This is a genomic window from Streptomyces sp. AA1529, assembly GCF_000280905.1.
GTDB lineage: Bacteria > Actinomycetota > Actinomycetes > Streptomycetales > Streptomycetaceae > Streptomyces.
The window spans coordinates 64,877-90,452 of record NZ_ALAP01000052.1; the positions used below are offsets into that span (position 1 = coordinate 64,877).

At 74.0% G+C, this 25,576-nt stretch carries 24 protein-coding genes and 1 tRNA gene; 11 read left to right on the plus strand and 14 right to left on the minus strand.

The window, feature by feature from the left end; translation table 11 throughout:
• Positions 1 to 43: 43 nt before the first annotated feature.
• From A949_RS0115460 to hutU, 3 genes are read right to left on the minus strand one after another with little or no spacing between them, the layout of a single operon-like run.
• Positions 44 to 1,639, minus strand: a complete 1,596-nt coding sequence (locus tag A949_RS0115460) for a formimidoylglutamate deiminase (RefSeq protein ID WP_019356925.1) — start codon at positions 1,637 to 1,639, stop codon at positions 44 to 46.
• Positions 1,636 to 2,958, minus strand: coding sequence for an allantoate amidohydrolase (locus A949_RS0115465; protein ID WP_019356926.1), 1,323 nt, complete (start codon positions 2,956 to 2,958; stop codon positions 1,636 to 1,638). Before A949_RS0115465 ends, A949_RS0115460 begins: the two co-directional genes overlap by 4 nt.
• A complete protein-coding gene (hutU, locus tag A949_RS0115470) occupies positions 2,958 to 4,628 on the minus strand; it encodes a urocanate hydratase (RefSeq protein WP_019356927.1) in 1,671 nt (556 codons plus the stop codon). The genes A949_RS0115465 and hutU overlap by 1 nt, the downstream gene beginning before the upstream one ends.
• Positions 4,629 to 4,954: 326 nt before the next feature.
• On the opposite strand from hutU, the gene A949_RS0115475 reads away from it, so the two are divergent.
• Complete coding sequence (locus tag A949_RS0115475; RefSeq protein WP_019356928.1) at positions 4,955 to 5,668, plus strand: type 1 glutamine amidotransferase domain-containing protein; 714 nt, start codon at positions 4,955 to 4,957, stop codon at positions 5,666 to 5,668.
• Between the two features lie 109 nt (positions 5,669 to 5,777).
• Here the strand turns inward: A949_RS0115475 and A949_RS0115480 are convergent, their stop codons facing one another.
• Entirely contained in the window at positions 5,778 to 6,206 is a 429-nt protein-coding gene (locus A949_RS0115480) for a pyridoxamine 5'-phosphate oxidase family protein (protein WP_026004680.1), read from the minus strand.
• Positions 6,207 to 6,354: 148 nt separating this feature from the next.
• Here A949_RS0115480 and A949_RS33555 point away from each other — a divergent pair, with 148 nt between their 5' ends.
• A complete protein-coding gene (locus tag A949_RS33555; protein ID WP_019356930.1) occupies positions 6,355 to 7,368 on the plus strand; it encodes an AraC family transcriptional regulator in 1,014 nt (337 codons plus the stop codon).
• A 66-nt stretch (positions 7,369 to 7,434) separates the two neighbouring features.
• Here the strand turns inward: A949_RS33555 and A949_RS0115490 are convergent, their stop codons facing one another.
• Positions 7,435 to 8,634: a PP2C family protein-serine/threonine phosphatase gene (locus A949_RS0115490; RefSeq protein WP_019356931.1), complete on the minus strand. Its 1,200-nt coding sequence runs from the start codon at positions 8,632 to 8,634 to the stop codon at positions 7,435 to 7,437.
• A gap of 294 nt (positions 8,635 to 8,928) precedes the next feature.
• Between A949_RS0115490 and A949_RS33560 the strand changes: the two genes are divergently transcribed.
• Complete coding sequence (locus A949_RS33560) at positions 8,929 to 9,579, plus strand: TIGR03086 family metal-binding protein (RefSeq protein WP_019356932.1); 651 nt, start codon at positions 8,929 to 8,931, stop codon at positions 9,577 to 9,579.
• Positions 9,580 to 9,807: 228 nt separating this feature from the next.
• On the opposite strand, the gene A949_RS0115500 is transcribed toward A949_RS33560, so the two are convergent.
• Positions 9,808 to 10,659, minus strand: coding sequence for a MurR/RpiR family transcriptional regulator (locus tag A949_RS0115500; RefSeq protein ID WP_019356933.1), 852 nt, complete (start codon positions 10,657 to 10,659; stop codon positions 9,808 to 9,810).
• Between the two features lie 199 nt (positions 10,660 to 10,858).
• On the opposite strand from A949_RS0115500, the gene A949_RS33565 reads away from it, so the two are divergent.
• Positions 10,859 to 11,296 carry a hypothetical protein gene (locus A949_RS33565; protein WP_051019504.1) on the plus strand — a complete coding sequence of 146 codons (438 nt, stop codon included), beginning with the start codon at positions 10,859 to 10,861 and terminating at the stop codon, positions 11,294 to 11,296.
• A gap of 272 nt (positions 11,297 to 11,568) precedes the next feature.
• Here the strand turns inward: A949_RS33565 and A949_RS0115510 are convergent, their stop codons facing one another.
• Complete coding sequence (locus A949_RS0115510; protein WP_019356935.1) at positions 11,569 to 12,957, minus strand: cystathionine beta-synthase; 1,389 nt, start codon at positions 12,955 to 12,957, stop codon at positions 11,569 to 11,571.
• Positions 12,958 to 13,234: 277 nt separating this feature from the next.
• On the opposite strand from A949_RS0115510, the gene A949_RS33570 reads away from it, so the two are divergent.
• From A949_RS33570 to A949_RS0115525, 3 genes are all read left to right on the plus strand, one after another.
• Positions 13,235 to 14,299, plus strand: coding sequence for an SGNH/GDSL hydrolase family protein (locus A949_RS33570; protein ID WP_051019505.1), 1,065 nt, complete (start codon positions 13,235 to 13,237; stop codon positions 14,297 to 14,299).
• Positions 14,300 to 14,660: 361 nt separating this feature from the next.
• Positions 14,661 to 15,881 (plus strand): acetyl-CoA C-acetyltransferase, encoded by a 1,221-nt coding sequence (locus tag A949_RS0115520; RefSeq protein WP_019356937.1) that lies wholly within the window; start codon positions 14,661 to 14,663, stop codon positions 15,879 to 15,881.
• A 384-nt stretch (positions 15,882 to 16,265) separates the two neighbouring features.
• The gene (locus A949_RS0115525; protein ID WP_019356938.1) at positions 16,266 to 17,357 is read left to right on the plus strand and encodes a hypothetical protein; all 1,092 of its coding nucleotides are present in this window, start codon (positions 16,266 to 16,268) and stop codon (positions 17,355 to 17,357) included.
• Here A949_RS0115525 and A949_RS0115530 read toward each other — a convergent pair.
• A complete protein-coding gene (locus tag A949_RS0115530; protein ID WP_019356939.1) occupies positions 17,344 to 17,709 on the minus strand; it encodes a hypothetical protein in 366 nt (121 codons plus the stop codon). The two genes, A949_RS0115525 and A949_RS0115530, sit on opposite strands and share 14 nt — an antisense overlap.
• A 114-nt stretch (positions 17,710 to 17,823) precedes the next feature.
• Here A949_RS0115530 and A949_RS0115535 point away from each other — a divergent pair, with 114 nt between their 5' ends.
• Entirely contained in the window at positions 17,824 to 18,051 is a 228-nt protein-coding gene (locus A949_RS0115535) for a DUF4287 domain-containing protein (protein ID WP_019356940.1), read from the plus strand.
• A 166-nt stretch (positions 18,052 to 18,217) separates the two neighbouring features.
• On the opposite strand, the gene A949_RS0115540 is transcribed toward A949_RS0115535, so the two are convergent.
• Positions 18,218 to 19,066: a Bax inhibitor-1/YccA family protein gene (locus A949_RS0115540; RefSeq protein ID WP_019356941.1), complete on the minus strand. Its 849-nt coding sequence runs from the start codon at positions 19,064 to 19,066 to the stop codon at positions 18,218 to 18,220.
• A gap of 188 nt (positions 19,067 to 19,254) precedes the next feature.
• The gene (locus tag A949_RS33575; RefSeq protein WP_019356942.1) at positions 19,255 to 19,854 is read right to left on the minus strand and encodes a DoxX family protein; all 600 of its coding nucleotides are present in this window, start codon (positions 19,852 to 19,854) and stop codon (positions 19,255 to 19,257) included.
• A gap of 120 nt (positions 19,855 to 19,974) precedes the next feature.
• On the opposite strand from A949_RS33575, the gene A949_RS0115550 reads away from it, so the two are divergent.
• Positions 19,975 to 20,484 carry a MarR family winged helix-turn-helix transcriptional regulator gene (locus A949_RS0115550; protein ID WP_051019509.1) on the plus strand — a complete coding sequence of 170 codons (510 nt, stop codon included), beginning with the start codon at positions 19,975 to 19,977 and terminating at the stop codon, positions 20,482 to 20,484.
• Here A949_RS0115550 and A949_RS0115555 read toward each other — a convergent pair.
• The 3 genes from A949_RS0115555 to A949_RS0115565 all read right to left on the minus strand — a co-directional run bounded on the left by A949_RS0115555 (position 20,433) and on the right by A949_RS0115565 (position 23,514).
• On the minus strand, positions 20,433 to 21,341 hold the full coding sequence (locus A949_RS0115555; protein ID WP_019356944.1) for a nitroreductase/quinone reductase family protein: 909 nt from the start codon (positions 21,339 to 21,341) through the stop codon (positions 20,433 to 20,435). The two genes, A949_RS0115550 and A949_RS0115555, sit on opposite strands and share 52 nt — an antisense overlap.
• A gap of 416 nt (positions 21,342 to 21,757) precedes the next feature.
• Positions 21,758 to 22,978, minus strand: a complete 1,221-nt coding sequence (locus tag A949_RS0115560; RefSeq protein ID WP_019356945.1) for an aminotransferase-like domain-containing protein — start codon at positions 22,976 to 22,978, stop codon at positions 21,758 to 21,760.
• A gap of 98 nt (positions 22,979 to 23,076) precedes the next feature.
• Positions 23,077 to 23,514: a VOC family protein gene (locus tag A949_RS0115565; RefSeq protein WP_019356946.1), complete on the minus strand. Its 438-nt coding sequence runs from the start codon at positions 23,512 to 23,514 to the stop codon at positions 23,077 to 23,079.
• 192 nt (positions 23,515 to 23,706) lie between these two features.
• On the opposite strand from A949_RS0115565, the gene A949_RS0115570 reads away from it, so the two are divergent.
• A complete protein-coding gene (locus A949_RS0115570; protein ID WP_019356947.1) occupies positions 23,707 to 24,066 on the plus strand; it encodes a hypothetical protein in 360 nt (119 codons plus the stop codon).
• Between the two features lie 143 nt (positions 24,067 to 24,209).
• Here A949_RS0115570 and A949_RS0115575 read toward each other — a convergent pair.
• Positions 24,210 to 24,296, minus strand: a tRNA-Leu gene (locus A949_RS0115575).
• A 464-nt stretch (positions 24,297 to 24,760) separates the two neighbouring features.
• Between A949_RS0115575 and A949_RS0115580 the strand changes: the two genes are divergently transcribed.
• Positions 24,761 to 25,576 carry an ABC transporter ATP-binding protein gene (locus tag A949_RS0115580; protein WP_019356948.1) on the plus strand — a complete coding sequence of 272 codons (816 nt, stop codon included), beginning with the start codon at positions 24,761 to 24,763 and terminating at the stop codon, positions 25,574 to 25,576.

A 25,576-nucleotide genomic window follows, 5' to 3' on the forward strand; every position in this document is an offset into this window, starting at 1 on the left:
CGGGTCGGGCCGCGGCGCGGCTGTCGCGGGCGGAGTGCGGCGGTCAGGGGCGGAGTGCGGCGACGGCCCGGGCGAGGGCCTGGGGTACGGAGTCCAGGAGGGTGTGCGCGCCGTCCCGCACCACCTCCCTGCCGCCGACGACCGTGTGGCGGACGTCGGCGGAGGTGGCGGCGAACACGGTCGTCTCGGCGGCCAGCCGTGCCACCGGCCCGGCGGTGCGCACCGAGTCGAGCGCGACGGTGGTGAAGTCGGCCGGCGCCCCGGTCTCCAGCCGGCCCGCCGCCGGCCGGCCGAGGGCGGTGTGCCCGCCCGCGGCGGCGGCCCGCAGCAGTTGGCCCGCCGTCCAGTGGCCGCGGGTGCGGCTGGCGAGCCGCTCGTCGAGCTCCAGCGCGCGGGCCTCCTCGAACAGGTCGATCACGGCGTGGCTGTCGCTGCCCAGCGACAGCGCGCACCCGGCGCGTTCGAGGGCGGGGGCCGGTCCGATGCCGTCGGCGAGGTCGCGTTCGGTGGTCGGGCACATGCACACACCGGTGCCCGAGCCGCCGAGCAGCCGGATGTCGTCCGGCGTCAGATGGGTGGCGTGCACGGCGGTGGTCCGCGCGCCCAGCACCCCGTGCTCGTCGAGCAGCGCGGCCGGGGTGCGGCCGTGGGCGCCGCGGCACGCCTCGTTCTCCGCGACCTGCTCGGACAGGTGGACGTGCAGCGGCGCGTCCCGCTGCCGGGCCCACTCGGCGACGGTGTGCAGCTCCCGGGCGGGCACGGCACGCACGGAGTGCACCGCGGCACCGACGCGCGCGTGGTCGCCCTGCGGGGTGAAGGCGGCGGCGCGTTCGGCCCACGCCTCCGCGCTGCCGTCGCTGAAGCGCTGCTGCTGCCGGGTGGGCGGTTCGCCGCGGCCGTCCTTGCCGATTCCGGCGGCGAGGTAGGCGGTGTCCAGCAGGGTGATGCGGATGCCCGCGTCGGCCGCGGCCGCGACCAGCGCGTGGCTCATGGCGTTGGGGTCGTCGTAGCGTGCGCCGCCCGGCGCGTGGTGCAGGTAGTGGAACTCTCCCACGCAGGTGATCCCGGCCAGCGCCATCTCGGCGTACACGGCCCGGGCCAGCGTGTAGTAGCTGTCCGGGGTGAGCAGCGCCGCCGTCCGGTACATGGTGTCGCGCCACGTCCAGAAGGTGCCCGAGCCGACCTGGACGGTGCCGCGCAGGGCGCGGTGGAACGCGTGCGAGTGGGCGTTCGCCAGTCCGGGCAGGGTCAGTCCGCGCAGCACGACGGCTCCGGGCGGCGGCGCCGGGACGCCGGTGCGGACGGCGCCGAACCGGCCCTGCGCGGTCACCTCCAGGACGACGTGCGGCTCGACGGTGCCGTTGAGCCAGGCGTTCTCGCACCAGTAGACCTTCGCGGCGGGGGCGCCGCCGGGGTCGGGGCCGGTCGCCCCGGGGTGCGGCCCGGCCGCCGCGGCCGGCGTCGCCGCGGTCCTGCGCGAGGCGGTCGCCCCGGCCTCGGTCTTCCCCGCGGCGGGGGCTCCCGGCCCGGCCGGTCCCCGCCCTGCGGTCCCGTTCCCGGCCGGCCCGTTCCCGGGGTCTTGCGCGCCGGTCGGCGCCGTTCGCCGCCCGGTCGGGGGCGTCCGCGTCTCGGTCGTCACAGCAGACCTTCCAGTACGTCGGCGAGCGCGGTCACGCCCGCCGCGCAGTCGTCCTCCTCCGCGAACTCGGCGGGCGAGTGCGAGACACCGGTCGGGTTGCGGACATACAGCATGGCCGTGGGCACCGAAGCGGACAAAATACCCGCGTCGTGTCCGGCCCCGGTGGGCAGCACCGGCACCTCGCCGCCGAGCAGGGCCCGGACCCGGTCGCGCAGCGCGTGGTCGAACTCGACCAGCGGCGTCGCGGACTCCCCGGTGACCTCGACGTGCACGCCGTCCCGCCCGCCCCGCTCCCCGGCGGCGCGTTCGATCTCGGCGACGACGCTCTCCAGCGTTCCCGCGTCCGGGGCCCGCGCGTCGAGCCAGCCGCTGACCCGGGACGGGATGGCGTTCACCCCGTTCGGCTCCACGGCCACCCGGCCGAAGGTGGCCAGCGCGCCCGCCAGCCGCGCCTTCTTGCGGGCCGCCAGCACGGTGTTGGCGTAGGTGAGCATCGGATCCCGGCGGTCCTCCAGCCGGGTGGTGCCCGCGTGGTTGGCCTCGCCCCGGAAGTCGAACCGCCAGCGGCCGTGCGGCCAGATCGCCGACGCGACGGCCACCGGGTGCGCGGTCTCGGCCAGCGCCCGGCCCTGCTCGATGTGCAGTTCGACGAACGCGCCGATCCGCGCCAGGCGCTCGGGGTCGGGGCCGAGCGTCCCGGGGTCCTGCCCGGCCGCCTCCATGGCCTGGGCGAGCGTCACCCCGTCGGCGTCCCGCAGCGCATGCGCACCCTGCCGGGACAGCGCGCCGCTCGCCAGGCGGGAGCCCACGCAGGCCAGTCCGAAGCGGGCCCCTTCCTCGTCGGCGAAGTTGACGATGGCCAGCGGCCGGGTGAAGGCCGTGCCCCGGGCCCGGAGCTCGTCGTGTGCGGCGAGGGCCGACAGCACACCAAGCGGGCCGTCGAAGGCGCCGCCGTCGGGGACGGAGTCCAGGTGCGACCCGGTCACCACCGCGTCACCCGCGGAGCCGCCCCCGGACCCGGCGCCGGCCGCCTCGGGATCGGGCCCGGCCCAGGCCCACTGGTTGCCGTTCCGGTCGACCTCGTAGGCCAGCCCCCGGACCGCGGCCTGCTCCCGGAACCACTCCCGGCACTCCAGGTCGGGCCCCGTCCACGCGAAGCGGCGGTACCCGCCCGCCGCCGACCGCCCCAGCGGCAGCAGTTCCCGCCACATCTGCCGGAACGAGGGCGGCGGACCGCCGTCCCCCGCCGGGTGCGGCACCGGACCCGGCGCGGCCCCGACGGCTCCCGCGGACCCGGCAGCCCCCTCGTCGGCTCCCATCAGGCGTCCCCCTCGCGCATCGGGACCCGCACGCCGCGCTCCGCGGCGACGGCCTCCGCCTCCGGGTACCCGGCGTCCACGTGCCGGATCACGCCCGTGCCGGGGTCGTTGGTCAGCACCCGGCGCAGCTTCTCGCCCGCGAGGGCCGTGCCGTCGGCGACGGTGACCTGGCCGGCGTGCAGCGAGCGGCCCATGCCGACCCCGCCCCCGTGGTGCAGGGAGACCCAGGTGGCGCCGGAGGCGACGTTGAGCATGGCGTTGAGCATGGGCCAGTCGGCGATGGCGTCGGAGCCGTCCCGCATGGCCTCGGTCTCGCGGTACGGCGAGGCCACCGAGCCGCAGTCCAGGTGGTCGCGGCCGAGTACGAGCGGCGCCGCCAGTTCCCCGGCGGCGACCATGTCGTTGAACCGCTCGCCGGCCGCGGCCCGCTCGCCGTAGCCGAGCCAGCAGATCCGCGCCGGGAGCCCCTGGTAGTGCACGCGCTCACCGGCCAGTTTCAGCCAGCGGGCGAGCGAGTCGTTCTCCGGGAAGAGGTCGAGCAGGGCGCGGTCGGTGGCGGCGATGTCGGCGGGGTCGCCGGAGAGGGCGGCCCAGCGGAAGGGGCCCTTGCCCTCGCAGAAGAGGGGCCGGATGTAGGCGGGGACGAAGCCGGGAAAGTCGAACGCGCGTGCGTACCCGGCGAGCCGGGCCTCGCCGCGCAGGGAGTTGCCGTAGTCGAAGACCTCGGCGCCCGCGTCCTGGAAGCCGACCATCGCCGCCACGTGCGCGGCCATCGACTCGCGTGCCCGGAGGGTGAAGTCGGCGGGCTTCTCGGCGGCGTAGGCGGCCATGTCGGCGAAGTCGACACCGGCGGGCAGATAGGCGAGCGGGTCGTGCGCGGAGGTCTGGTCGGTGACGATGTCGATCGGCGCGCCGTCGGCCAGCATCCGGGGCAGCACCTCGGCGGCGTTGCCGAGCAGGCCGATGGAGAGCGGGCGGCGCGCGTCCCGGGCCTCGACGGCGAGCCGCAGCGCGTCCGCGGCGTTCTCGGCCCGGACGTCGAGGTAGCCGTGTTCGATGCGGCGGGCGATCCGCGAGGGGTCGCACTCGACCACCACCGCGACACCGTCGTTCATGGTGACGGCGAGCGGCTGGGCGCCGCCCATCCCGCCGAGCCCGGCGGTCAGGGTGATCGTTCCGGCGAGGGTGCCGCCGAATTTCTTCGCCGCGACCGCCGCGAACGTCTCGTAGGTGCCCTGGAGGATGCCCTGGGTGCCGATGTAGATCCACGAACCGGCGGTCATCTGGCCGTACATGGTCAGACCGAGCTGCTCCAGCCGCCGGAACTCCTCCCAGTTGGCCCAGTCGCCGACCAGGTTGGAGTTGGCGATCAGCACCCGCGGCGCCCACTCGTGGGTGGTCAGCACCCCGACGGGGCGCCCGGACTGGACGAGCATCGTCTCGTCGCCGCGGAGGGTGCGCAGGGTGCGCAGCATCGCGTCGAAGGACGTCCAGTCGCGGGCGGCCTTGCCGGTGCCGCCGTAGACGACGAGTTCGTCGGGGTGCTCGGCGACCTCGGGGTCGAGGTTGTTCTGCAGCATCCGCAGCGCGGCCTCCTGCTGCCATCCGAGCGCGCTCAGCTCGCTGCCGCGTGGTGCCCTGACCGGGCGCGGTCCTGCGGTGCTGGTCATGTGGCCCTGCCTCCTCGACTCGCGGCGTACGCGCGCGCCGGGCGTGCCGCGCACTCCGGGGGCGTACGCGCACTCAGTGGTCGCGTATCGAATCTATTCACCAACGATACGCATTGAATAGTTCTAGTCAACGGGTCCGTGCGGCCACCCGGGAGTCCGCCACGCCCCCGGCCACCCGCGGACCGCGGCGACCGGACCGCGCCGGACCGGCGGACTGCGGCGGCCAGGGGACGGGACGGGCTCGCCCGGTGGCGTCAGCGGCCATGGCGGCCCGGCGCGGCCTACGGTCGTCCAGTAGCCCTCCCCCGCAGCCCCCGGAGAACGACATGACGCAGATCCTTTTCGTGCTGACCGGCGCCCGGCACTGGACGCTCGCCGACGGCACCCAGCACCCCACCGGCTTCTGGGCGGACGAGGCCGTCGCCCCCTACGAGGCGTTCACCGCGGTGGGCCACGAGGTCGTCGTCGCCACCCCCGGCGGAGTCGTGCCCGCCGTCGACGAGGCCAGCCTGTCCGCCGACGCGAACGGCGGACAGGACAACGCCGACCGGGTCGCGGCCGGACTGGAGTCCTTCACCGCGCTGGGCCACCCGCTGAGCATCGAGGACGTGCGGATCGACAGCGCCGGCGGCCCGGCCGGATTCGACGCCGTCTTCTACCCGGGCGGGCACGGCCCGATGGAGGACCTGGCGACCGACTCCGACTCCGGCACCCTGCTGGTGCGCACCCTGGCCTCCGGCAGGCCGCTCGGCGTGGTCTGCCACGGCCCCGCCGCACTGTTGGCCGCCCACACCCAGGAGGGCGCCAACGCCGTGCACGGCTACCGGCTCACCGGCTTCACCAACGCGGAGGAGCGCATGACGGGACTGGCCGACAAGGCCAAGTGGCTGCTCCAGGACCGGCTCGTCGAGGCCGGGGCGCACTTCGACGCGGGCGAGCCGTGGGCCCCGCACGTGGTGGTCGACCACAACCTGGTGACCGGCCAGAACCCCGCGTCGGCCGGTCCGGTGGCCGCCGAACTGATCAAGATGCTCGGCTGAGCCCGCACCCGCGGCATCCCCGGGCTCCGGGCTCCGGGCTCCGGATTCCGAGGGCCCGAGGTGCGGCGCCGCCGACCGGCGGCGCCGTCGCACGGCTCGCCGCCGCGGGTCAGTGCACGAAACGCCGCACCGTCTCCGGGTGGAGGACGACACGGGTCTGGTCCGCTGCCAGGATCGCGGCGAGCTGGTCGGCACGGACCGGGTCGTCGAGGTCCCAGTAGCGGGCGGCCAGACGGCCGCACAGGTCGTGCGCCCCGTCGGGTTCCACCGTGGTGCGGCCGGTGACCGACAGCCAGCGCTCCCGCTCCCCCACCGGCGCCGCGACGACGAGTGAGGCGCGGGGATCGCGGCGCAGACGGCGCACCTTGAGCGAGTCCGGTGCGGTGAACAGCTGGATCGTCCCCTCCCCGGTCGCCTCGAACCACACCGGCCGGGGCTGCGGCGGCAGCGGCCCCGCGGCCACGGACAGGAATCCGTGCAGGGGGCGCCGGAGGAAGTCGAGGTCCTGGGCGGTCAGCGAACTGGCGTCGATGCTCATCACGGCCCTTCCGATCGGTGCGGGGAACGGTTCCGGTGTCATGTGCCCACCGGCCCACGGCACCGAGTGAACACGACCGGCTCGGACGAACCCATGGGTGGAAAGCCGGATCGCCTGCGTATTCGTCCAGGCGGCTAGCCTTGGCGAAGTGGACGCGTTCAGTGACCTGATCCGAGGCGTGCGGGCACACGGCTCGCTGTTCGGCAGCTCGACCCTGTCCCCACCGTGGGCGCTGCACTTCGTGGACGGCGCGCCGCTGACCCTGTGCACCGTCCTGACGGGCGGCGGCTGGATCGTGCCGGAGCACTCTCCGCCCGAGCCGCTCCGCGCCCGCGAGACGATCGTCGTGCGCGGCCCCGCGACGTTCACCTTCGTCGACGAGGTCGGCACCCGTGCCGAACCGCTCGCGTGCGGGGAGCACTGCGCGACACCCGAGCAGGGCGGGACCCGGCACCGGCGCGGCTGGACCGACCACGGCGAGGACGCCCGGGAGGGCGGGGACGGCGGTCGCGGTGCGACGACCCTGATCGTCGGCGCCTATCCCGTGCGCGGCGAGATCAGCCGCCGCCTCCTGGACGCGCTGCCCGCCGCGCTGCGCGTGGGTGCCGGGGGCACGGCCGACGCCGTGCTGGACCACCTCGCCGCGGAGACCGCCGTCGACACGCCGGGCCAACAGGTCGTACTCGACCGGCTGCTGGACTGGATGCTGGTCTGCACGCTGCGCGAATGGTTCGACCGGCCCGGCGGCGAGCCCCCGGCCTGGTGGGCCGCCCAACGGGACCCGGTGGTCGGCGACGCGCTGCGCCTGCTGCACGCCGACCCGGCGGCACCGTGGACGGTCGCCGGGCTGGCCGAGCGCACCGGTGTGTCGCGCTCGACGCTGGCCAAGCGGTTCGCCGACCTGGTCGGCGAACCGCCGCTGACCTACCTCACCCACTGGCGGATGGCTCTCGCCGCCGACCTCCTGGTCGAGCAGGAGGCCGCGACCGTGGCGGACGTCGCCCGCAGTGTCGGCTACGCCGACCCGTTCGGCTTCAGCGCTGCGTTCAAACGCACCCGGGGCGTCAACCCGAGCGGCTTCCGGCGTGCCGCGACCGCGGCCTCCCCGTCCGGTCCGCGGACCGGACGAGAGCGCACCGCCCCGGTCGGCCCGGGCGCCTGAACACGGGGCGGGTCAAGGCCCGAGCACCCCGGCCCGGCCCGCCGCACGCGGCGGCGCGGGACGCCCTCAGCCCGCCTTCCCCGGGGTGCCGTGCCAGTCGACGCACATCACCAGTGCGTCGTCCTGGAGCGGTGCCTCGGCGCGGTATGTCGCCAGTTCCCGGAGGACCGCGGCGGGGACCAGACCGGCGGGCAGCAGCCGGTGCCCCGGCAGCGAGCGGGCGAGTGCGCGCTCGCCGTACTTCTCGCTCCGGTCCGGCGGCGCCTCCTCCGCCGGACCCGAGGGCGTGTCGTAGACGCCGTCGCTGCCGATCAGCAGGCGGTCGCCGGGCCGCACCGTGAAGGACTCCTCCGCATAGACCGTGTCCTCGAACATGCCCAGCGGCAACTGGTGGTCGAAGGGGACCGCCACCACGTCACGGCCCCGTATCCGCCACAGCCGCGGGGAGCCCGCGTCCACGACCGCCACCCGGCCGGTCGCCAGCTCGAACCGCAGCAGCAGCACGGACACGTAGGCCGCGCCCCGGTACTGCGCGTAGACGGCCTGGTCGGCCAGTGTCGCCTGCCCCGCCAGATCCAGTCCGGCCCGGCGCGCGTTGCGCAGCGCGTTGGTGGCGAGGTTGGTCAGCAGCGCCGCCTCTATGCCCTCGCCCATGCCGTTGGTGACGGCGAGGGTCAGATACCGCTCCGACGCCTCCCAGTCGAAGCTGTCGCCGCGGATCGCGTACGCGGGCTCCAGATGGGCGCCGACCTCGAACTCGTCGCGGACGCAGGTGCGGCCGGGCAGCAGCTGCCACTGCATCTCCGCCGCCAGGGTCAGCCGGGAGGCCCGGCGGGCGAGCAGGAAGACGTCCGTGTCCCGCTCGGCGACCAGGATCTCGTGGCCCAGCGCCTCGCACACCTGCCGCAGCGCGGGCAGCAGCCCGCCGGGATCGGCCGGGGGCGGCAGCTCGACCGAGAGCGTGCCCAGCCGGTCGCCGCGGAGGGTGACGGGCAGATGGACGACGGCTCCACCGTCGGGCTGCTGGACCGTGAAGGGCTCCTGGGAGCCGAACGCCCGGCCCTGCGGGCTGTCGTGCACGGACACCGGCCCGGTCTCGGCGGCGTGGCCGTCGACCGGCTGCAGCGACTTCATGCCGTAGTCGATCATGCGGAGCTCGACGCGTCCTGCGCCGTACCGGTCGCGCAGCTCCTCGGCGACGACCCGGGCGAGCGCGTGCGGCGGTGCGGAGCGCAGCGCCTGCTGCAGGGCGGCGAATCTGTCCACGAGCGGTCCTGGTTCTGTGCGGGGCTGACGATGACCCCGCTGGTACTGGGATCGCACGGGTTCAGCCGTTCCGGAAGAGTCCCGCGAAAGAACCTATCGCAGACACATGCGGACCGGTCCGGCCGCGTTCCCCGCCGCGGTGGGTGCCGCCCCGCGGGAGGTCCGCGTGTCCGGTCCGCGGGAGCCGGGCGGCAGGCGGCCGGGTGCGGCGATGAGTTCGCGCTCCGTGCCCGGTCCGTCCTCCCGGGAACGCCGGGGCGACGCGCCCGGCGTACGGCACCGGGAGGCGGATCCGTGGTGGAGACGAGCGGGAACGGGACGGGCGGCACAACGCCGCGGGCGGCGGAGCTGCTGCGGCGGGCCCTCGGCTATGCGCTGGGCACCGCGCAGCCGGTGACCCCCGCTCTGCTGGATCGGCCGACCCCCTGCGCGCACTGGGACCTGGGCAGACTGATGGCGCACGCGGACGACTCGCTGCGAGCACTGCACGAGGGCCTCACGGAAGGTGCCGTCGCGCTGTACCCGAAGCCCGGGAGCTGCACAGGCGACCCGGCGAGTCCGGCGGGTCCGGCGGGTGACGGCGCGGGCGAGGCGGATCCCGCGGCGGCCTTCCGGCTGCGGGCCGCGCGGCTGCTGGGCATCTGGACCCGGGACGGTCCGCGGCACCGGCCGGTCGCGGTGGCCGGCGCACCGCTGACGGCGACCGCCCTGGCGCTGACGGGCGCGGTGGAGATCGCGGTGCACGGCTGGGACATCGCCCGCGCCACCGGCCGGACCGCATGCCCCGTTCCCGCGCCGCTGGCGGCCCGGCTGCTGCCGGTGGCCCGGCATCTGGTGCCGCACGCGGAGGCCCGGCGACCGCTGTTCGGGCCGGAGGTGCGCCTGGCCCCCGGCGCCCCGCCAGGTGACCGGCTGCTGGCCTTCCTCGGGCGCGACCCCGGGTGATCCCGGGTGGCTCGGGCGATCCCGGACGGCCGGGGGCGTGCCCTGCGTCGACGGGTGTGTGCCCCGGCCGGGCGGTGGGGCACACCCCGGCGAAGGCGTCCTCGGACCGGCGAACGGGGGACGACGGACCGTGATGGTGGGCCGGTGGCCGCCGGACCGTGACGGTGGACCGTGGCCGGTGGACGGTGGACGACGGTCCCGAGGCGGCGGCCCGTGGCCGGCACCGGCTCACTCGGCGAACAGGCCGCGCTCTCCGGCTCGGGTGTCGAACTCCTCGAGGCGTGCCTGCGCGTCCGGCAGCCCGTCGCACATGGCCTCCAGCAGCACCCGGCCCAGCAGCATGGGTGCGCACGCCGTGTCGAAGGCCAGACCCGTACCGACGGGCGCGGGCAGCAGCAGATCCTCGGGGTGGGCGACCGGCGCGAAGGCGCTGTCGGCGACGGTGACGACCGACAGTCCCGCCTCCCGCGCGCTCTCCAGCGCCTCCACGGTCTCGCGCGGGTGGCGGGGCAGCGCGAAGCACAGCAGCGTCCGGGCTCCGGCGCGTACGCAGCCGTCGATGCGGTCCAGGAGCATGGAGCCGCCCTCGGTGAGCAGCCGGACATCGGGGTGGACCTTGGCCGCGAAGTACGCGAAGCCGGTCGCCTGTGCGGCCGCGGCCCGGAGTCCGAGCACGGGCAGCGGGCGGGAGGCGGCCAGCAGCTCACCGGCGCGCTCGACCGGCGCCGGGTCCTCCAGCAGCGCGGCCAGATGCCGCAGGTTCTCGATCTCGGCGTGTACGGCCTGCTGGTACTCGCTGGGCCCGGTGGAGCCCTCGCCCTCGGCGGCGGACTCGCCTTCCGCGGGCGGCTCGCTCTCGCGCAGGTGGCGGCGGAGCGCCGGGTAGCCGTCGAAGCCGAGCGCCACCGCGAACCGGGTGACGGAGGGCTGGCTGACTCCGGCCAGCTCGGCGAGTTCGACGCTGGAGAGGAACGGGGCGTCGCCCGCCCTGCGGACCATGCAGTGCGCGATACGGCGCTGGGTCGGGGTCAGCCGGTGCCCTTCGAAGAGCTTCAGCAACCGCGCGCTCGCGCTGCCCATCCCGCACCTCTCATTCAGCCCACTCCTCCCTTGCATAACCCTATGCAGCAACGGTCGTCCCGGGCAAGGCGCAGCCGCGGCGGGCGCCGGAGGGGTCCGGGGTACCGGGAGGGGAACGGCCCGCGAACCGGGGGCGCCCCCGCCGCGAAGGGGGCTAGCACCACTGCCAGGCGCCCGCGGCGCCCGTAGGCTGGCGGACATGAGCGGAGCCGACCATGAGCTGAGGAAAGAACTCGACGCGACGTTGCAGACGCGCCGGGAACTGGGCCCCGAGTACGAGAACGAACTGCTCGACTCGTTCCTCGAAAAGGTGGAGCAACGACTCGACACCGTGGTCGACAAGCGGGTGCGGCGCCGGATGGCGGAGGAGCAGATGGTCGCCGCCCGGGGCAACGGCGTCGGCGCCGCGCCGCAGCCGCGGCCCGCCTCCGGCCTGCCGGACGGGCTCGGCGCCCGGCTGGGCCTGGCGGTGGCCTCCCTGGTGCTGGCGATCCCGCTCTCGGCCATCGCGGTGGCCAACGCCGGCCTGACCGGCCTGGTCACCTGCTGGGCGGGCATCGTCGCGGTGAACGGCCTGCAGGCCAGCCGCTCCTGGTTCTCCCGCGGCGGCAGCGCCCACGCCTCCGACCTCGACTGAGCCCGTACCGGCCCGGGGCCGGACGCCGCCCGCGGGCGACGGCGGCTCCGCGGACTGCGGGACCCGCCCGCGGCAGGGTCCCGCCGACGGCGGCGGCTCCGCCCCGGCCGCCCGGGGCCGGACGGGCGGGGCGGCCGGACGGGGCGGCCGGACGGGCGGACCGCCGTCGGGCACCGGAGGCTCGGCGCCCACGCACACCCGTCCGGGTCCTCAGCAGCCCACGGCCACGCGCCGACGTCCGGCGTCCGACGTCCGGCGTCCGGCGTCCGTCCTCAGCGGCCCTCGTGCGCGAGGAAGGCGAGCAGGTCCTGCCGACTCACGACGCCGCTCGGCTTGCCCTCCGCGAGGACGACCGCCGCGTCGGCGCCCTCCAGTACGGCCATCAGGTCGGCCACGCTCTCCCCGGCGCCCACGTGCGGCAGGGGCGCACTCATGTGCTTCTCCAGCGGGTCCCCGAGGGAGGCGCGCTGTGCGAACAGCGCGTCGAGCAGCTCGCGTTCGACGACGGACCCGATCACCTCGGCCGCCATCACGTCCGGGTGCCCGGCGCCGCGCTTGACCACGGGCATCTGCGAGACGCCGTACTCGCGCAGCACCTCGATGGCCTCGCCCACCTTCTCCTCCGGGTGCATGTGCACCAGCGAGGGGATCGGGCCCTCCTTGAAGCGCAGCACCTCGCCGACCCGGGCGCCGGTGTTGCCGCCCTCCTCCAGGAAGCCGTAGTCGTTCATCCACTCATCGTTGAAGATCTTGCTCAGATAGCCGCGCCCGCCGTCCGGCAGCAGCACGACCACCACCGCGTCCGGACCGAGTCGCTTGGCCACCTCCAGCGCGCCGACCACGGCCATCCCGCAGGAACCGCCGACCAGCAGTCCCTCCTCCTTGGCCAGCCGCCGCGTCATCTGGAAGGAGTCCTTGTCCGAGACGGCCACGATCTCGTCGGTGACGCCGCGGTCGTAGGCGTCCGGCCAGAAGTCCTCGCCCACGCCCTCGACGAGGTAGGGACGGCCCGAACCGCCGGAGTAGACGGAGCCCTCGGGGTCGGCGCCCACGATCCGCACCCGGCCGTCGCTGACTTCCTTCAGATAGCGGCCGGTGCCGCTGATGGTGCCGCCGGTGCCGATGCCGGCCACGAAGTGGGTGATCCGGCCGTCGGTCTGCTCCCACAGCTCGGGACCCGTCGTCTCGTGGTGCGAGCGGGGGTTGTTGGGGTTGCTGTACTGGTCGGGCTTCCAGGCGCCCGGGGTTTCGCGCACGAGCCTGTCGGAAACGTTGTAGTAAGAGTCGGGATGTTCGGGATCGACGGCCGTGGGGCAGACCACGACCTCGGCCCCGTAGGCCCGCAGCACATTGATCTTGTCCATGGAGACCTTGTCGGGGCAGACGAAGAGGCACCGGTACCCCTTCTGCTGCGCCACGATGGCCAGTCCGACACCGGTGTTGCCCGAGGTGGGCTCCACGATCACCCCGCCGGGCCGGAGCTCGCCGGACTGCTCTGCCGCCTCGATCATGCGCAGCGCGATCCGGTCCTTCACGGAACCGCCTGGATTGAAGTACTCGACCTTGGCAAGGACGGTGGCCTGGATACCGTCCGTGACACTGTTGAGCTTGAGCAGCGGGGTGTTGCCGACAAGCTCGATCATCGACTCGTGATACTGCACCGTGGTCTCCGCGCGTAGTCGTGGTCGCAGGGCCGCGGGGTCGCGAGCCCGTGCGGACACCTTATGGGGCAACACGTGCACACCCCAGGTGCGTTGCAGGGCGGGCCGCACGGGGCAACACAGTCTTGGAGGTCGCGGACCCCCGGCGTTCGGACGACAGCGCGCACACCGGCGCACAACAGCCCCCGAACGCACAGGATCAGGCGCCCGCTCCCTCACGAACGGACGCACCACTACATGAGCCCATGATCGGGAACTCGGGAGGCGGAAGAGGACAATGCCGATGTCGAAGGCGTCGAGCGCGAGAGTGGCCCGGCGAATCGCGACCGCGGCCGCCTATGGAGGCGGCGGACTCGGCCTGGTCGGTGGAGCGGCGGTCGGGCTGCTCTTCACCGAACTCCAACTGGCGAAACACCATATCGGCGGCTCCGACGACGAGCCGCCCAAGGCCGACGGACCGTACGGCAGCGCCTTCGGCAGGCTCTACGACGGCCAGCCGCTGCGCCTCGCCTTCCTCGGCGACTCCACCGCGGCGGGCCAGGGCGTGCACCGGCCCCGCCAGACGCCCGGGGCGCTGCTCGCCTCGGCGCTCGCGGCGGTCGCCGAACGCCCCGTCGAACTGCGCAACGTGGCCCTCTCCGGTGCCATGTCCGACGATCTGGAGCGGCAGATCACGCTGCTGCTGAGCGAACGGGACCTGGCCGAGGCGCCGGACGTGTGCGTGATCATGGTCGGCGCCAACGACGTGACCCACCGGATGTCCCCGGCACGCTCGGTCCGCCATCTGTCGGACGCGGTGGCGCGACTGCGGACGGCGGGCTGCGAGGTGGTCGTGGGCACCTGCCCCGACCTGGGCAGTGTCGAGCCGGTCGGGCAGCCGCTGCGCTGGATCGCCCGGCGGCTCTCGCGCCAGCTCGCCGCGGCCCAGACCATCGCCGTGGTCGAGGAGGGCGGCCGTACGGTCTCGTTGGGCGACCTGCTCGGCCCGGAGTTCTCCGCGAACCCGCGCGAACTGTTCGGACCCGACAACTACCACCCCTCGGCCGAGGGGTACGCCACGGCGGCGATGGCCGTACTGCCGTCGCTGTGCGCGGCGCTGGGCCTGTGGCCGACGGAGGACGAGCGGCCGGACGCGCGGCGGCGCGAGGGCATCCTCCCGGTGGCGCGGGCCGCCGCGGAGGCGGCGGCCGAGGGCGGTACGGAGGTCGCCGGGATGCGCGGCCCGTGGGCGCTCCTCAAGCACCGCCGCCGGCGCCGGCTGCCGACCGCCGAGGAGGCCGGCCCCAGGTACACCGGGGACCGTGCCGAGGACGTCGCCGAGGACGTCGCCGAGAACCGCTGACCCGGTCGGCGGCCGGCACCGGGACCGCACGGGGCCCGGGCCGGGCCGACGGGGGCACCGGCGCCCGGGCCGAGCAGGAGCGGGGCGGGACCGGGGCCCGGGCGGACCGGGAGCGGGGCGGGGCGAGGCCGCGGGCCATCCGGACGCCGCGGCGGCACTGCGGCAGCCGCGAGGAGCACGGGACCGGGAGCGGGACGGGAGCGGGACCGGGAGCGGGACCGGCTGCGACGCCTTGACCGCGAGACCGAAAAAGCGAACGCTTAGAAGAGGCCCGCATCACATCCCCGGGACCGTGACCCTCACCCTACGGGCGGGTAGCTTCCGCTGCGTAGCCACTCGCCGACCCTCTCTGGAGCCCCTGATGCCCGAAGCAGTGATCGTCTCCGCCGCCCGCTCCCCCATCGGCCGCGCCTTCAAGGGCTCCCTCAAGGACATCCGCCCGGACGACCTGACCGCCGAGATCGTCAGGACGGCACTGGCCAAGGTCCCGGAACTGGACCCGACGGACATCGACGACCTGATGCTGGGCTGCGGACTGCCCGGAGGCGAGCAGGGCCACAACCTCGGGCGCGTCGTCGCCGTGCAGCTGGGCATGGACCACCTGCCGGGCTGCACCATCACGCGCTACTGCTCCTCGTCCCTGCAGACGACCCGGATGGCGCTGCACGCGATCAAGGCGGGCGAGGGCGACGTGTTCATCTCGGCGGGCGTCGAGGCGGTCTCCCGCTCGGTCAAGGGCTCCTCGGACGGGATGCCCGACACCCACAACCCGCTCTTCGCCGAGGCCGAGGCCCGCACCGCGGCCCGCGCGGAGCAGGGCGGCGAGGGCTGGACCGACCCGCGCGCGGAGGCCGGCGTCCCGGACGTCTACATGGCCATGGGCCAGACCGCGGAGAACCTGGCCCGCCACAAGGGCATCACCCGGCGTGAGATGGACGAGTTCGGCGTACGCTCGCAGAACCTCGCCGAGAAGGCTCTCGCGGACGGCTTCTGGGAGCGCGAGATCACTCCCGTGACCACCCCGGACGGCACGGTCGTCAGCAAGGACGACGGACCGCGCGCGGGCGTCACGCTGGAGGGCGTCGAGGGACTCAAGCCCGTCTTCCGCCCCGACGGCCTGATCACCGCGGGCAACTGCTGCCCGCTCAACGACGGCGCCGCCGCCCTCGTCGTGATGTCCGACACCAAGGCGCGCGAGCTGGGTCTGACGCCGCTGGCCCGGATCGTCTCCACGGGGGTGTCCGGTCTCTCGCCCGAGATCATGGGCTACGGACCCGTCGAGGCCAGCAAGCAGGCGCTGGCCCGCGCCGGGATGTCGGTCGGCGACATCGACCTGGTGGAGATCAACGAGGCGTTCGCGGCCCAGGTGATCCCCTCCTACCAGGACCTCGGCATCGACCTGGACAAGCTCAACGTCAACGGCGGTGCCATCGCCGTGGGCCACCCGTTCGGGATGACCGGAGCCCGCATCACCACCACGCTGCTCAACTCGCTCCAGTGGCACGACAAGCAGTTCGGCCTGGAGACCATGTGCGTGGGCGGCGGTCAGGGCATGGCCATGGTGCTGGAGCGGCTCGCCTGAGCCGGGTGCGGCGGACCGCCGCCGGGACCGCGGAGGCGCGTTCCGGCAGCGGTCCCGGCGCTCCGCCCGGCGACCGCCCCGGGCCCGGCGAGGCGGCGCGCGGAGGCCGCCGGGCACCGGGTATACGGCGGCGAGACCGAAGCGCCCCCAGGATGTGACATATGCCCTGGAGGCGCGGTGTTCCCGCAGGTCATGGAGGTACGCACCAAACCGGCTCCGGACGTCCCCTGTCCAGTTCGACGGGATTTGCACTACGGTCGAAGAACCTTGAACAACCTTCGAGCCGACGCTGTTGTAGGAATACAGCGCTGTAGTAGGAATTCAAGGGGCAACGACCGGGGGGAACCGCATCAGGGGACCGAACCGGAACCGGGAGTCAAGTCAGTGAGCGCCATATCCCTCATCCTGCTGTGTGCGGCGACCACGGCCACCGCGCTGGGCGGTGCGGCACTGCACACGGCGCGCGGCCTGCGCGGCCAGTTGGCCGCGCTGCGCACCCAACTGGAGGCAGCACCGGCCGCGGCGGACGCCGCGCTCCCGCGGGCCCGCGACGCGGCCCACCGGGGCGGCGAAGCCGCCTCCGAGACGTTCTCGCCGAGGACCGACGCGTTCTCGCAGGAGATCCGTACCGCCGTCGCCGCCGCGCTGGCCGACGAGCGCGAGCGGGAACTCGCCGAGGCCCGCGCCTTCTGGGCCGCCCAGGAGGCGCGCGGCGCGGGCGCCGGAGCGGGCTCGCTGCTGGCCGGGCACGGCACGGAGTACGCGTACGAGGTGGAGCCGGACGGCCTCGCCGAGGAACTCGACGCGCTGCTGGAGGGCGACACCGGCGGTCTGTTCATCCCCCGCCAGCCGGGCCCCGACGAGGCGGGCGACGCGGCCCGCACGGACTTCGCGGACGACGCGGACTTCGCGGACCACGCGGATCCGGACCTCGCAGACCTGGACCTCGAACTGGACGTGGCCCCCTACGCCCGCGCGGACGAGGAGCGCGGCGCCGAGGAGTACCGCGGTGCCGCCGAGGGGATCTGCTTCCGCGACGGCGACACCGCCGGCGAGGCCGAGCCCCCGGGCCTGGCCGCGGCCCGCCGCCGCCACCCGTCCCAGCCGGACTACACCCTCGACGGCGAGCCGGTCGTGCCCGGTCCCGCACCGGCGCCCGCGACCCCCACCGTCACCTACCACGAGCGCACCGTCGAGCGGCTGGCCGAACTCGCCGAGGCGCGCACCCCGCTGGCCGATGTGCGCCCCGGCCCACTGGGCACGCTGGACGTCTACGTCTTCGAGGACGGTACGACGGTGTGCCTGGCGCCGGGTCACCGCGCCACCAGCGAGGCGCTGGCCGACGGCGTACGCCGCGGTCAGGCCCCGGTGCTGATGGGCGGCTCCGGCATCGCCGGCTCCTACGCGCTCACCTTCGCCTTCCCCGACGGCAGCACCGCCTACCTGCTGGCGGACCGCGTCATCACGCCCCTCTAGCACCCCGCGCGGTGCCGCTGCGCGGGGACAGCGGTGAGCTCTCCAGCAGCTGGAGGGCTTCCCGCAGCGCGGGGTCCGCGAGGTGGGCGGGCGCCGTCTCCAGGGCCGCGACCACGTCGTGTCCCGCGACGGCGAGTTGATCGCCGACGGCGAAGACACCGGCGTCCGGCAGCACCCGCGACATCCCGCCCTCGGGGAATTCGAGGCGCTGGGCCAGCAGGGCCAACTCCCTCGCGAGCGCGAGCCCGTCGGCGGCGGCACCCCGCTCCAGGGCGCTCTGCGGCAGGCTGCGCAGCCGGTCGGCGAACCGTTCGACGGCGTCGGTCAGGGGGCGGGTGTCGGGCCGGGGCACGCCCCCAGCATATGCGCCACTGCGCCGCCCGGGGCCCTCCGCACTGTTGCCAACGCCCGCGCGCTCAGGCAACGTGTCGGCAAGGACTCACTGCAGAAGCGTCCGGAGGCGCCGATGTCCCAAGTCTTCTCCGAAGAGACCCACCGGAACATGCTGTCCCGCATTCCCCAGTGCACCGGTCGTGAAGTCTCCGAATGGCTTCACGCGGTCGACGAGGGCCCTGCCCTGCTCCGTTTCGAGGAGAAGGTGAGCTGGCTCCGCGGTGAGCACAACCTCGCCTACGGGCACGCCAAAGCGATCATCCACGAACACGACCTGCGGCGCGCCGCGCGCCACCGCTAGGCAGGGCCTCGTTCCCCGGCCTGGACAGACGAAGCGAAGACCCTAGGACACCGAGGACGCGAACGACCGCGGACGACCGCGGACACGCCGAGGGCCCGGAGGTGGTTCACCTCCGGGCCCTCTCCGGTTCTGCCGCGCCCGCGGCTCCGGCTGCCGCCGGTGCCGGTCAGTCGCCTTGCAGGATGGCGATCAGGCGCAGGAACTCCAGGTAGATCCACACCAGGGTCAGCGTCAGCCCGAAGGCGGCGAGCCACGCCTCCTCCTTGGGCGCGCCGTAGGCGATGCCGTCCTCGACCTGCTTGAAGTCCAGCGCGAGGAAGAGCGCGCCGAGCACGACGCCGACCACGCCGAAGAGGATGCCCAGGCCGCCGCTGCGGAAGCCGAGCCCGTCACCGCCGCCGAAGACGGCGAAGAGCATGTTGACGGCCATGAGCAGCACGAAGCCGATCGCGGCGGCCATCACGAACCGGTAGAACCGCTGGGTGACCCGGATGACGCGGGTCTTGTAGAGCACCAGGACGGCGGTGAAGACCGCCAGTGTGCCGAGCACCGCCTGCATGGCGGCGCCGTCCACGAACTGGTTGACGAAGTTGCTCAGCGCGCCGAGGAAGAGCCCCTCGAAGGCGGCGTACGCCAGGATCAGCGCGGGCGACGCCTTGCGCTTGAACACCTGCACGAACGACAGCACCATGGCGATGAGCCCGGCGCCGATGGCGAGCGGCAGCGACAGCCCGGTGATCCAGGCCACGGCTGCCATCGCGATGACGAGTCCGAGGGTCATCCCCGTCCGGGTGACGACGTCGTCGATCGTCATCCGTCCGGCGGACGGCGGTGCGGCCGGGGGCGCGTACGGCTGGCCGGGGGCCTGGGTCTGCTGGCCGTACGGGTTTCCGGCGTAGGGGTTCGTCGCGTACGGGTTCCCGGCCTGCGGCGGCTGCTGCTGAGCGTCGAAACCGGCATAGCCGTTGTTGCGGCTGAACCCCCGTCGCGAGAAGACCGGGTTACTACTCCTCATCTCACTCCTCCATGGCCACACTGCGCGGCCTTGCCGTCCAGCGTAATGCGTTAGCAAAAACAGCACGCTAGTGCAGAGTCAAGAACGAAGGAAAGCTGTCGAATGTTCCACTTCCCTTACAGATCCCCGACCTCACCCGGGCGGGTGCGCGCGGGGGTGCGGCACGCCGCTGGCGCACACCCGGCGGGTCAGGAGCGCGACAGGAGCACCGCAGCGGCCAGGACGGCGCCCAGCGCCAGTGCCGCCGCGCCGTGCACGAGCCGGTGCGGGTGGGGCAGCGGCAGCACCCGGTCGGCCGCCAGCCGGCCGGGGCCGGTCAGGGCGAGCGCCGCGGCACCCGCGGTGAGCAGCAGTTCGTACTCCACGCCCTGCGGCGCGAAGAAGCCGCCGCCCCACTTCACGGCGAGCGCGTTGAGCAGGGTGCCGAACACGGCGGCGCCCGCGAGGGGGGTCAGCAGCCCCAGCACGAGCCCGAGTCCGCCGAGCACCTCGGTGAGCCCGGCCACCAGCGCCATGGTCCGGGCGGCGGGGTAGCCGGAGGACGCGAAGAACTGCGCGGTGCCGTCGAGTCCGCCGCCCTCGAACCAGCCGAACAGCTTCTGGCTGCCGTGCGCCGCCATCGTGAGGCCGATCACGAGGCGCAGCACGAGCAGCCCGGCGTCGGGCCCGGACTGTTCGGCGGGAGCGGTCCCGGCGGTCCCGGCACCCGTGGTGACGCGGGGCGCCTCGGGGGTCCGCCGGTCGGGGGACGGGCTTTCGGTGGTCTCGGGAGCGTGGGGGGACGGCATGAGCGGAGCCTCCTGGGAACGGCCGGCCGGGACGGGACCGACGGGTTGTTCAGATTTGAATGACTGTCGCCGACCGTAACAAGGAGGTTCGAATTTGAACAACACAGTAGAATGGACACCATGGCCGGAACCAGGTGGCTCGATGAGCGGGAAATGGCGGCCTGGCAGGGCTTCCTGGAAGCCACCAGCCGGGTCTCCCGCCATCTGGAGCAGCAGCTCAAGGAGGACGCGGGCCTCTCCCACCCGCACTACGAGATCCTCGTCCGCCTCGCCGCGGCGCCCGACGGCGAGGTGCGGATGACCGACCTGGCAGAAGGACTGTTCACCTCCAAGAGCGGCCTCACCTACCAGGTGGGTCAACTGGAGAAGCGCGGCCTGGTCGAACGGCACTCCTGCCCCACCGACGTCCGCGGCGTCCTGGCCGCCCTCACCCCGGAGGGCCGCGACGTGCTGCGCGCCGCGGCCCCCGGTCATGTGGCCGCCGTGCGGGCCGCCCTGATCGACGTGCTGGAGCCGGACGAGCTCGACGTCGTCGCCCGCGCCCTCGGCCGGGTCGGAAGGCGGCTGCGGCCCCCGGATCAGGGCGCCGGCAACTCGGACAGCGGCGGGATCAGCACCTCCTCCTCGTAGTCGAGGTGTGCCTCCAGCTCCTCGGTCATCCGGGCCAGTTCGGTCCGGAAGCGGTCCGGGTCGGCCGAGGGCAGCGCCGCCAGCAGCGACTCCAGCTCGCCCCGGATCCGCTCGACCGTCCGGTGCTCGGCGCGCAGGCGGGCGAGGGCCGGGGCCAGCCGCGGGTACTTCTCCTCCAGGACCGGGAAGGCGCCCCGGTCCTCGGAGGTGTGATGGACGTGCAGGGACTCGCAGAAGGCCAGGCAGTGCTGCCGGAGCTGGAGCCCGAGCGGGAGCGCCCCGGCGCCGTCCGCGCCCGGCGCGCGTGCCGCGAAGTACGTCTCCGCCTCGGCCGCCACCCGGCGCAGTTGGGCGCGCAGCCAGGTGTGCACCTCCAGCAGCTTGTCGACGAGGCCGGTGAACGGCGCGTCCGGGTACGAGTGCTCCAGCCGCACCACCGGTAGCCGCCGGTCCGTCCGCGCCTGGTAGTCGGCGTATCCGGGCTGCTGACCGGACACGTAGGCGAACAGCCGTTGGTATTCGGTCCCCTCGGCGGGCACCGCCACCGCACCGAACGTGTCGCTCCCCACCTCCACACGGACCATGGGGTGCGCGAGGAGATTGCGGTACCAGGCGGGGTGCCGGTGCGCACCGCCCGCGGAGGCGACGACGAGCAGCGCGCCGTCCTCGTCGCGGACGAACCCGAGCGGCGAGGTCTGCTCCGTGCCGGTACGGGCGCCGGTGGTGGTCAGCAGCAGCAGATCGCCCCCGGCGAAGGGCCCGCCGACCTGCCCGGCGTTGGCGCGGAACTCCTCGACGACCGCGCGGTTGAAGTCCGCGACGCGGGGCGGCGTGGACGGGTTGGGTGAAGGGGTCAAGAAAACAGCTCCTCGGGAGAAGGGCCCACAGGGGAGCACGCGTACGGCGCGAATGCGCGCGTACGGGCGCGCCGCGCACGCCGGGGAACCGGCGGCGCGGACAGCCCGGCCGCCGGTGCACCCGGACAGGGAAGGGCCCGGTGGAAGAAGGACGGTGCGGAAGGGAACGGAGAGGCGCTCGCCCGGTCAGCCGGCGGCGCGGGACGGCAACCGCGCTGCGCGCGTGCCGTCAGCTCTCACGTGTCAGACGAGCCCGGCGGTGTGTGTACCCACGATGCACTCCTCACGTCAGGGTGCCTCCATGGCGCTGCCGTACACAGCGGCAACGACACGCGACACGGTCGCCCATTCAACCGTCCGCCCTGCACCGGGGCAAGCCGCTCGCCGAACCGGCCGACGTCCGATGTCCCGGCCTGCTACCGCGCCCCGGCCCCCAGCGCCCCGCCCAGCCGCCGCAACCCCTCGCGGATCTCCTCCGCGGAATGCGTGGTGAACGACAGGCGCAGCGACGCCGGGTCGGCGGGGCCCGCGAAGAACGGCGCCCCGGGGACGTACGCCACGTCCCGGGCGACCGCGTCGTGCAGCAGTTCCGTGGCGTCCCTGCCCTCCGGCAGCCGCGCCCAGACGAACATGCCGCCCTGCGGGCGGTTCCAGGTGCTGCCGGAGGGCAGCGCGGCGGCCAGTCCGTCCAGCAGCGCGTCGCGGCGCACCCGGTAGGCGTCCCGGACCCGGGCCAGGTGCGCGTCCAGGTCGTTGTCCGCCAGGTAGCGGGCGGCCGCCGCCTGGTCGACGGTCGAGCAGTGCAGATCGAGCGACTGCTTGACGACGACGCAGGCGCGGCGCAGCGCGGCGGGCGCGCGCAGCCAGCCGAGCCGCAGTCCGGGCGCCAGCACCTTGGAGAAGCTGCCGAGCAGGACCGTGCGGTCCGCCGCCTGCGGCAGCGCGGCGACCCACGGCTCGGACGCGCCCTCGAACCGCAGTTCGCCGTACGGGTCGTCCTCGACGATCCACATCCCGTACCGTGCGGCGATCTCGGCCACGGCGCGGCGGCGCTCCAGCGGGAGGGTGCGGCCGGTCGGGTTCTGGAAAGTGGGGATCAGATAGAGCAGCTTGGGCCGCTCGCGCTCCACGGCCTCCGCCAGCGCCACCGGATCGAGACCCTCGTCGTCGGAGCGGACGGGCACCACGCGCGCACCGGCGAACCCGAAGCACTGCAGCGCCGCCAGATAGGTCGGATCCTCCACCAGGACGGTGTCGCCCGGCTCCAGCAGCGCGGTCGCCAGCAGCGTGAGCGCCTGCTGGGAACCGGTCGTCACCACCAGTTCGTCCGGCACCGTCGGCAGGCCCCGCGCCGCCAGCCGCCCCGCCACCGCGGCACGCAGCGCCGGGTCCCCCTCGGTGGTCGAGTACTGCAGCACCCGGTGCGGTTCGTCGGCGAGCACCCGGTCGTAGGCGGCCCGTATCTCCCCCGCGGCGAACAGTTCGGGCGCCGGGAGCCCCCCGGCGAAGGAGATGACCTCGGGCCGCTCGGTCAGCGCCAGGATCTCCCGTACCGGCGAGGAGCCGACCGAGGCGGCGCGGGCGGCGAGCGGAGGGGCGGGGGCGGGAACCGGGCCCGCGGACGTGCTGGGAGTCATCCCCGCAGCCTAGAAGGGATGCGCGGCAGCTCCGCAGCGGATTCCGGTATCCGGGCAGCGGCCCCGCCTCCGCCCGCTTCCGGCGGGCTCCGCACGCCTCAGCCGGCCCGCTCACCTCCTTCGTCCTGCTCCGCCTGGATCAGCCAGAGGTGGCCGTCCGGGTCGGCGAAGGCGCCCGCGTACCCCCAGGGCCGGTGGGCCGGCTCGCTGACCGTCCGGGCCCCGGCGCGGACGGCGCGGGCCAGCGTCTCGTCCACCTCGTGCTCCGCGCCGACGGGGACCGCGAGGACGCACTCGCTCTGCCCGGGTCCGGCGACGGTGTGGTCGCCGGTGATCCAGTCGAAGCCGTCCGCGGGGATCAGCATCAGCCGCAGCCCGTCGTTGACGACGAACCGCAGCGGCTCGGGGACGCCGTCCTCGGCGAGCTTCCCCACCGCCGCCAGGCCCAGCCCGTCGCGGTAGAAGGTGTAGGCCGCCATCCGGTCGGCGACGGGCAGGCTGACGGTGACCGGTGCGAGCGTGCGGCCGACGGCCATGAGTACCTCCTGGACACATCCGGGTGCGTGTGCTGCGGACCTCCATTGCGCCCTGCCGCGGCGCCGCGGCGTGTGCGCCACACCGGGGCCGCGAATCGCCGGTCGGGGCACGGTCACACCGCACAGCGGCCCGCGGGCCGATATTGGGCCTGGAGCGAAAGTGCGCGAACACCAGAGAGGGAGGCCCGCACGATGACGGCGGAGATGTCCGAAGGGGAGATGGAGGTGTCCCTGGAGCTGAGCGGCTGCGCCTGCGAGGACGCCGAGGCGGTCTTCCGGGTGCTGAGCGGGCTGTACCCCTCGGACTGGGCGGAGCTGCAGCCCGAGGGCCGCAAGGCCAACGTGTGGCTGTCGCGCTTCGATGTCACGCGCGACAGCGGGCGGCCGGACGCGGTGACGCTCGGCGCGCAGGTGACGGCGGAACTCCAGGGCACCCCGCAGGCGGTGGAACGGCTGCACCGGGTGCTGCTGGAGGCGTTCGGCGTGGTGGAGGTGCTGGAGGTCGCCGGGGACCAGGAGAAACAGCTCCGCCTCCAGCTGGAGACCCGCTGACGGCACCTGCGGTTCCGGTACGGCCGGGGAGCGCGGGCGGTGAGTTCGGGCGGCCGGACGCCACCCCGTATGAACGCACCGTCTCACCCGCTCGGAGCGCACCGTCCCCGCTGGGTCACCGCAGGTCACGACAGTTGAGCAGGTGGTGCCCGGAGCCGGACTTGAACCGGCACGGCCGCCGAGGGCCAACGAGGTTTAAGCTCGTCGTGTCTGCATTCCACCATCCGGGCACCGGCTCCTGGACCGCGTCGTACGCCCCCGGGCGCAGACGCCCCTCCCCAGGGCGTGGGACGAGCCTATCCAGGGTCTTCCCCTGAACAGCGGATCGACAGAGCGATGTTGTCTTATTTTATTGGCAACTGACGGGCCATCAGTGTCACATGCGCCACCTCGCAGCGGTCTCCCCCCTGCGCCCGAGGCGTCAGAAATGACGGAAAGTCGCCGGTCGGTCACGGGTGTGTACGTCCCATGTCGACCAGCGGCATATGACAAGAGGGTTTGCAGCCAGGAGAGCCGGACCCGTCTCAGGGTCGTCCGTCATACCCAAGGATGACCGGCGGACCGGGTTCTACCTCCGAAGGCTGCCCCGGAACCAAGAGCCGCGGCGGATCCCGGCGCGCGGTTGGGACGGAACGATAGGGGCAGACGGAAAGTTCCGTCACTCACCTTCGACGTCCGACAGGAGCCCCGCGCCGTGACGACCAGTACCCGTCAGCAGCACACCGCGGGTGGCCCGCACCCCGGAGCCCCCGCCGACCATGCGCACTCCGGCGTCGCCGCGGCGCGCGCCACCGATCTGTCCAAGGTCTACGGCCAGGGCGAGACCCAGGTCGTCGCGCTCGACCGGATAACGGTCGACTTCCGGCAGGCCGAGTTCACCGCGATCATGGGCCCCTCGGGCTCCGGCAAGTCCACCCTCATGCACTGCATGGCCGGACTGGACTCGATCTCCAGCGGCAGCGCCCGGATCGGCGACACCGAGCTGACCAAGCTCAAGGACAAGAAGCTGACCCAGCTGCGGCGCGACCGCATCGGCTTCATCTTCCAGGCGTTCAACCTGCTGCCCACGCTCACCGGCCTGGAGAACATCACGCTGCCGATGGACATCGCGGGCCGCAAGCCGGACAAGGAGTGGCTGGACCGCGTCATCCGGACCGTCGGGCTCACCGACCGGCTCAAGCACCGGCCCAATCAGCTCTCCGGCGGCCAGCAGCAGCGGGTGGCCGTCGCCCGCGCCCTCGCCTCCCGCCCGGAGATCATCTTCGGTGACGAGCCGACCGGAAACCTCGACTCCCGCGCCGGCGCCGAGGTCCTCGGCTTCCTGCGCAACTCCGTGCGGGAACTGGGCCAGACCGTCGTGATGGTCACCCACGACCCGGTGGCCGCCGCCTACGCGGACCGGGTGGTCTTCCTCGCCGACGGCCGCATCGTCGACGACATGGCCGAGCCGACGGCCGACGGCGTGCTGGAGCGGATGAAGTCCTTCGACGCCAAGGCCCGGACGAGCTGA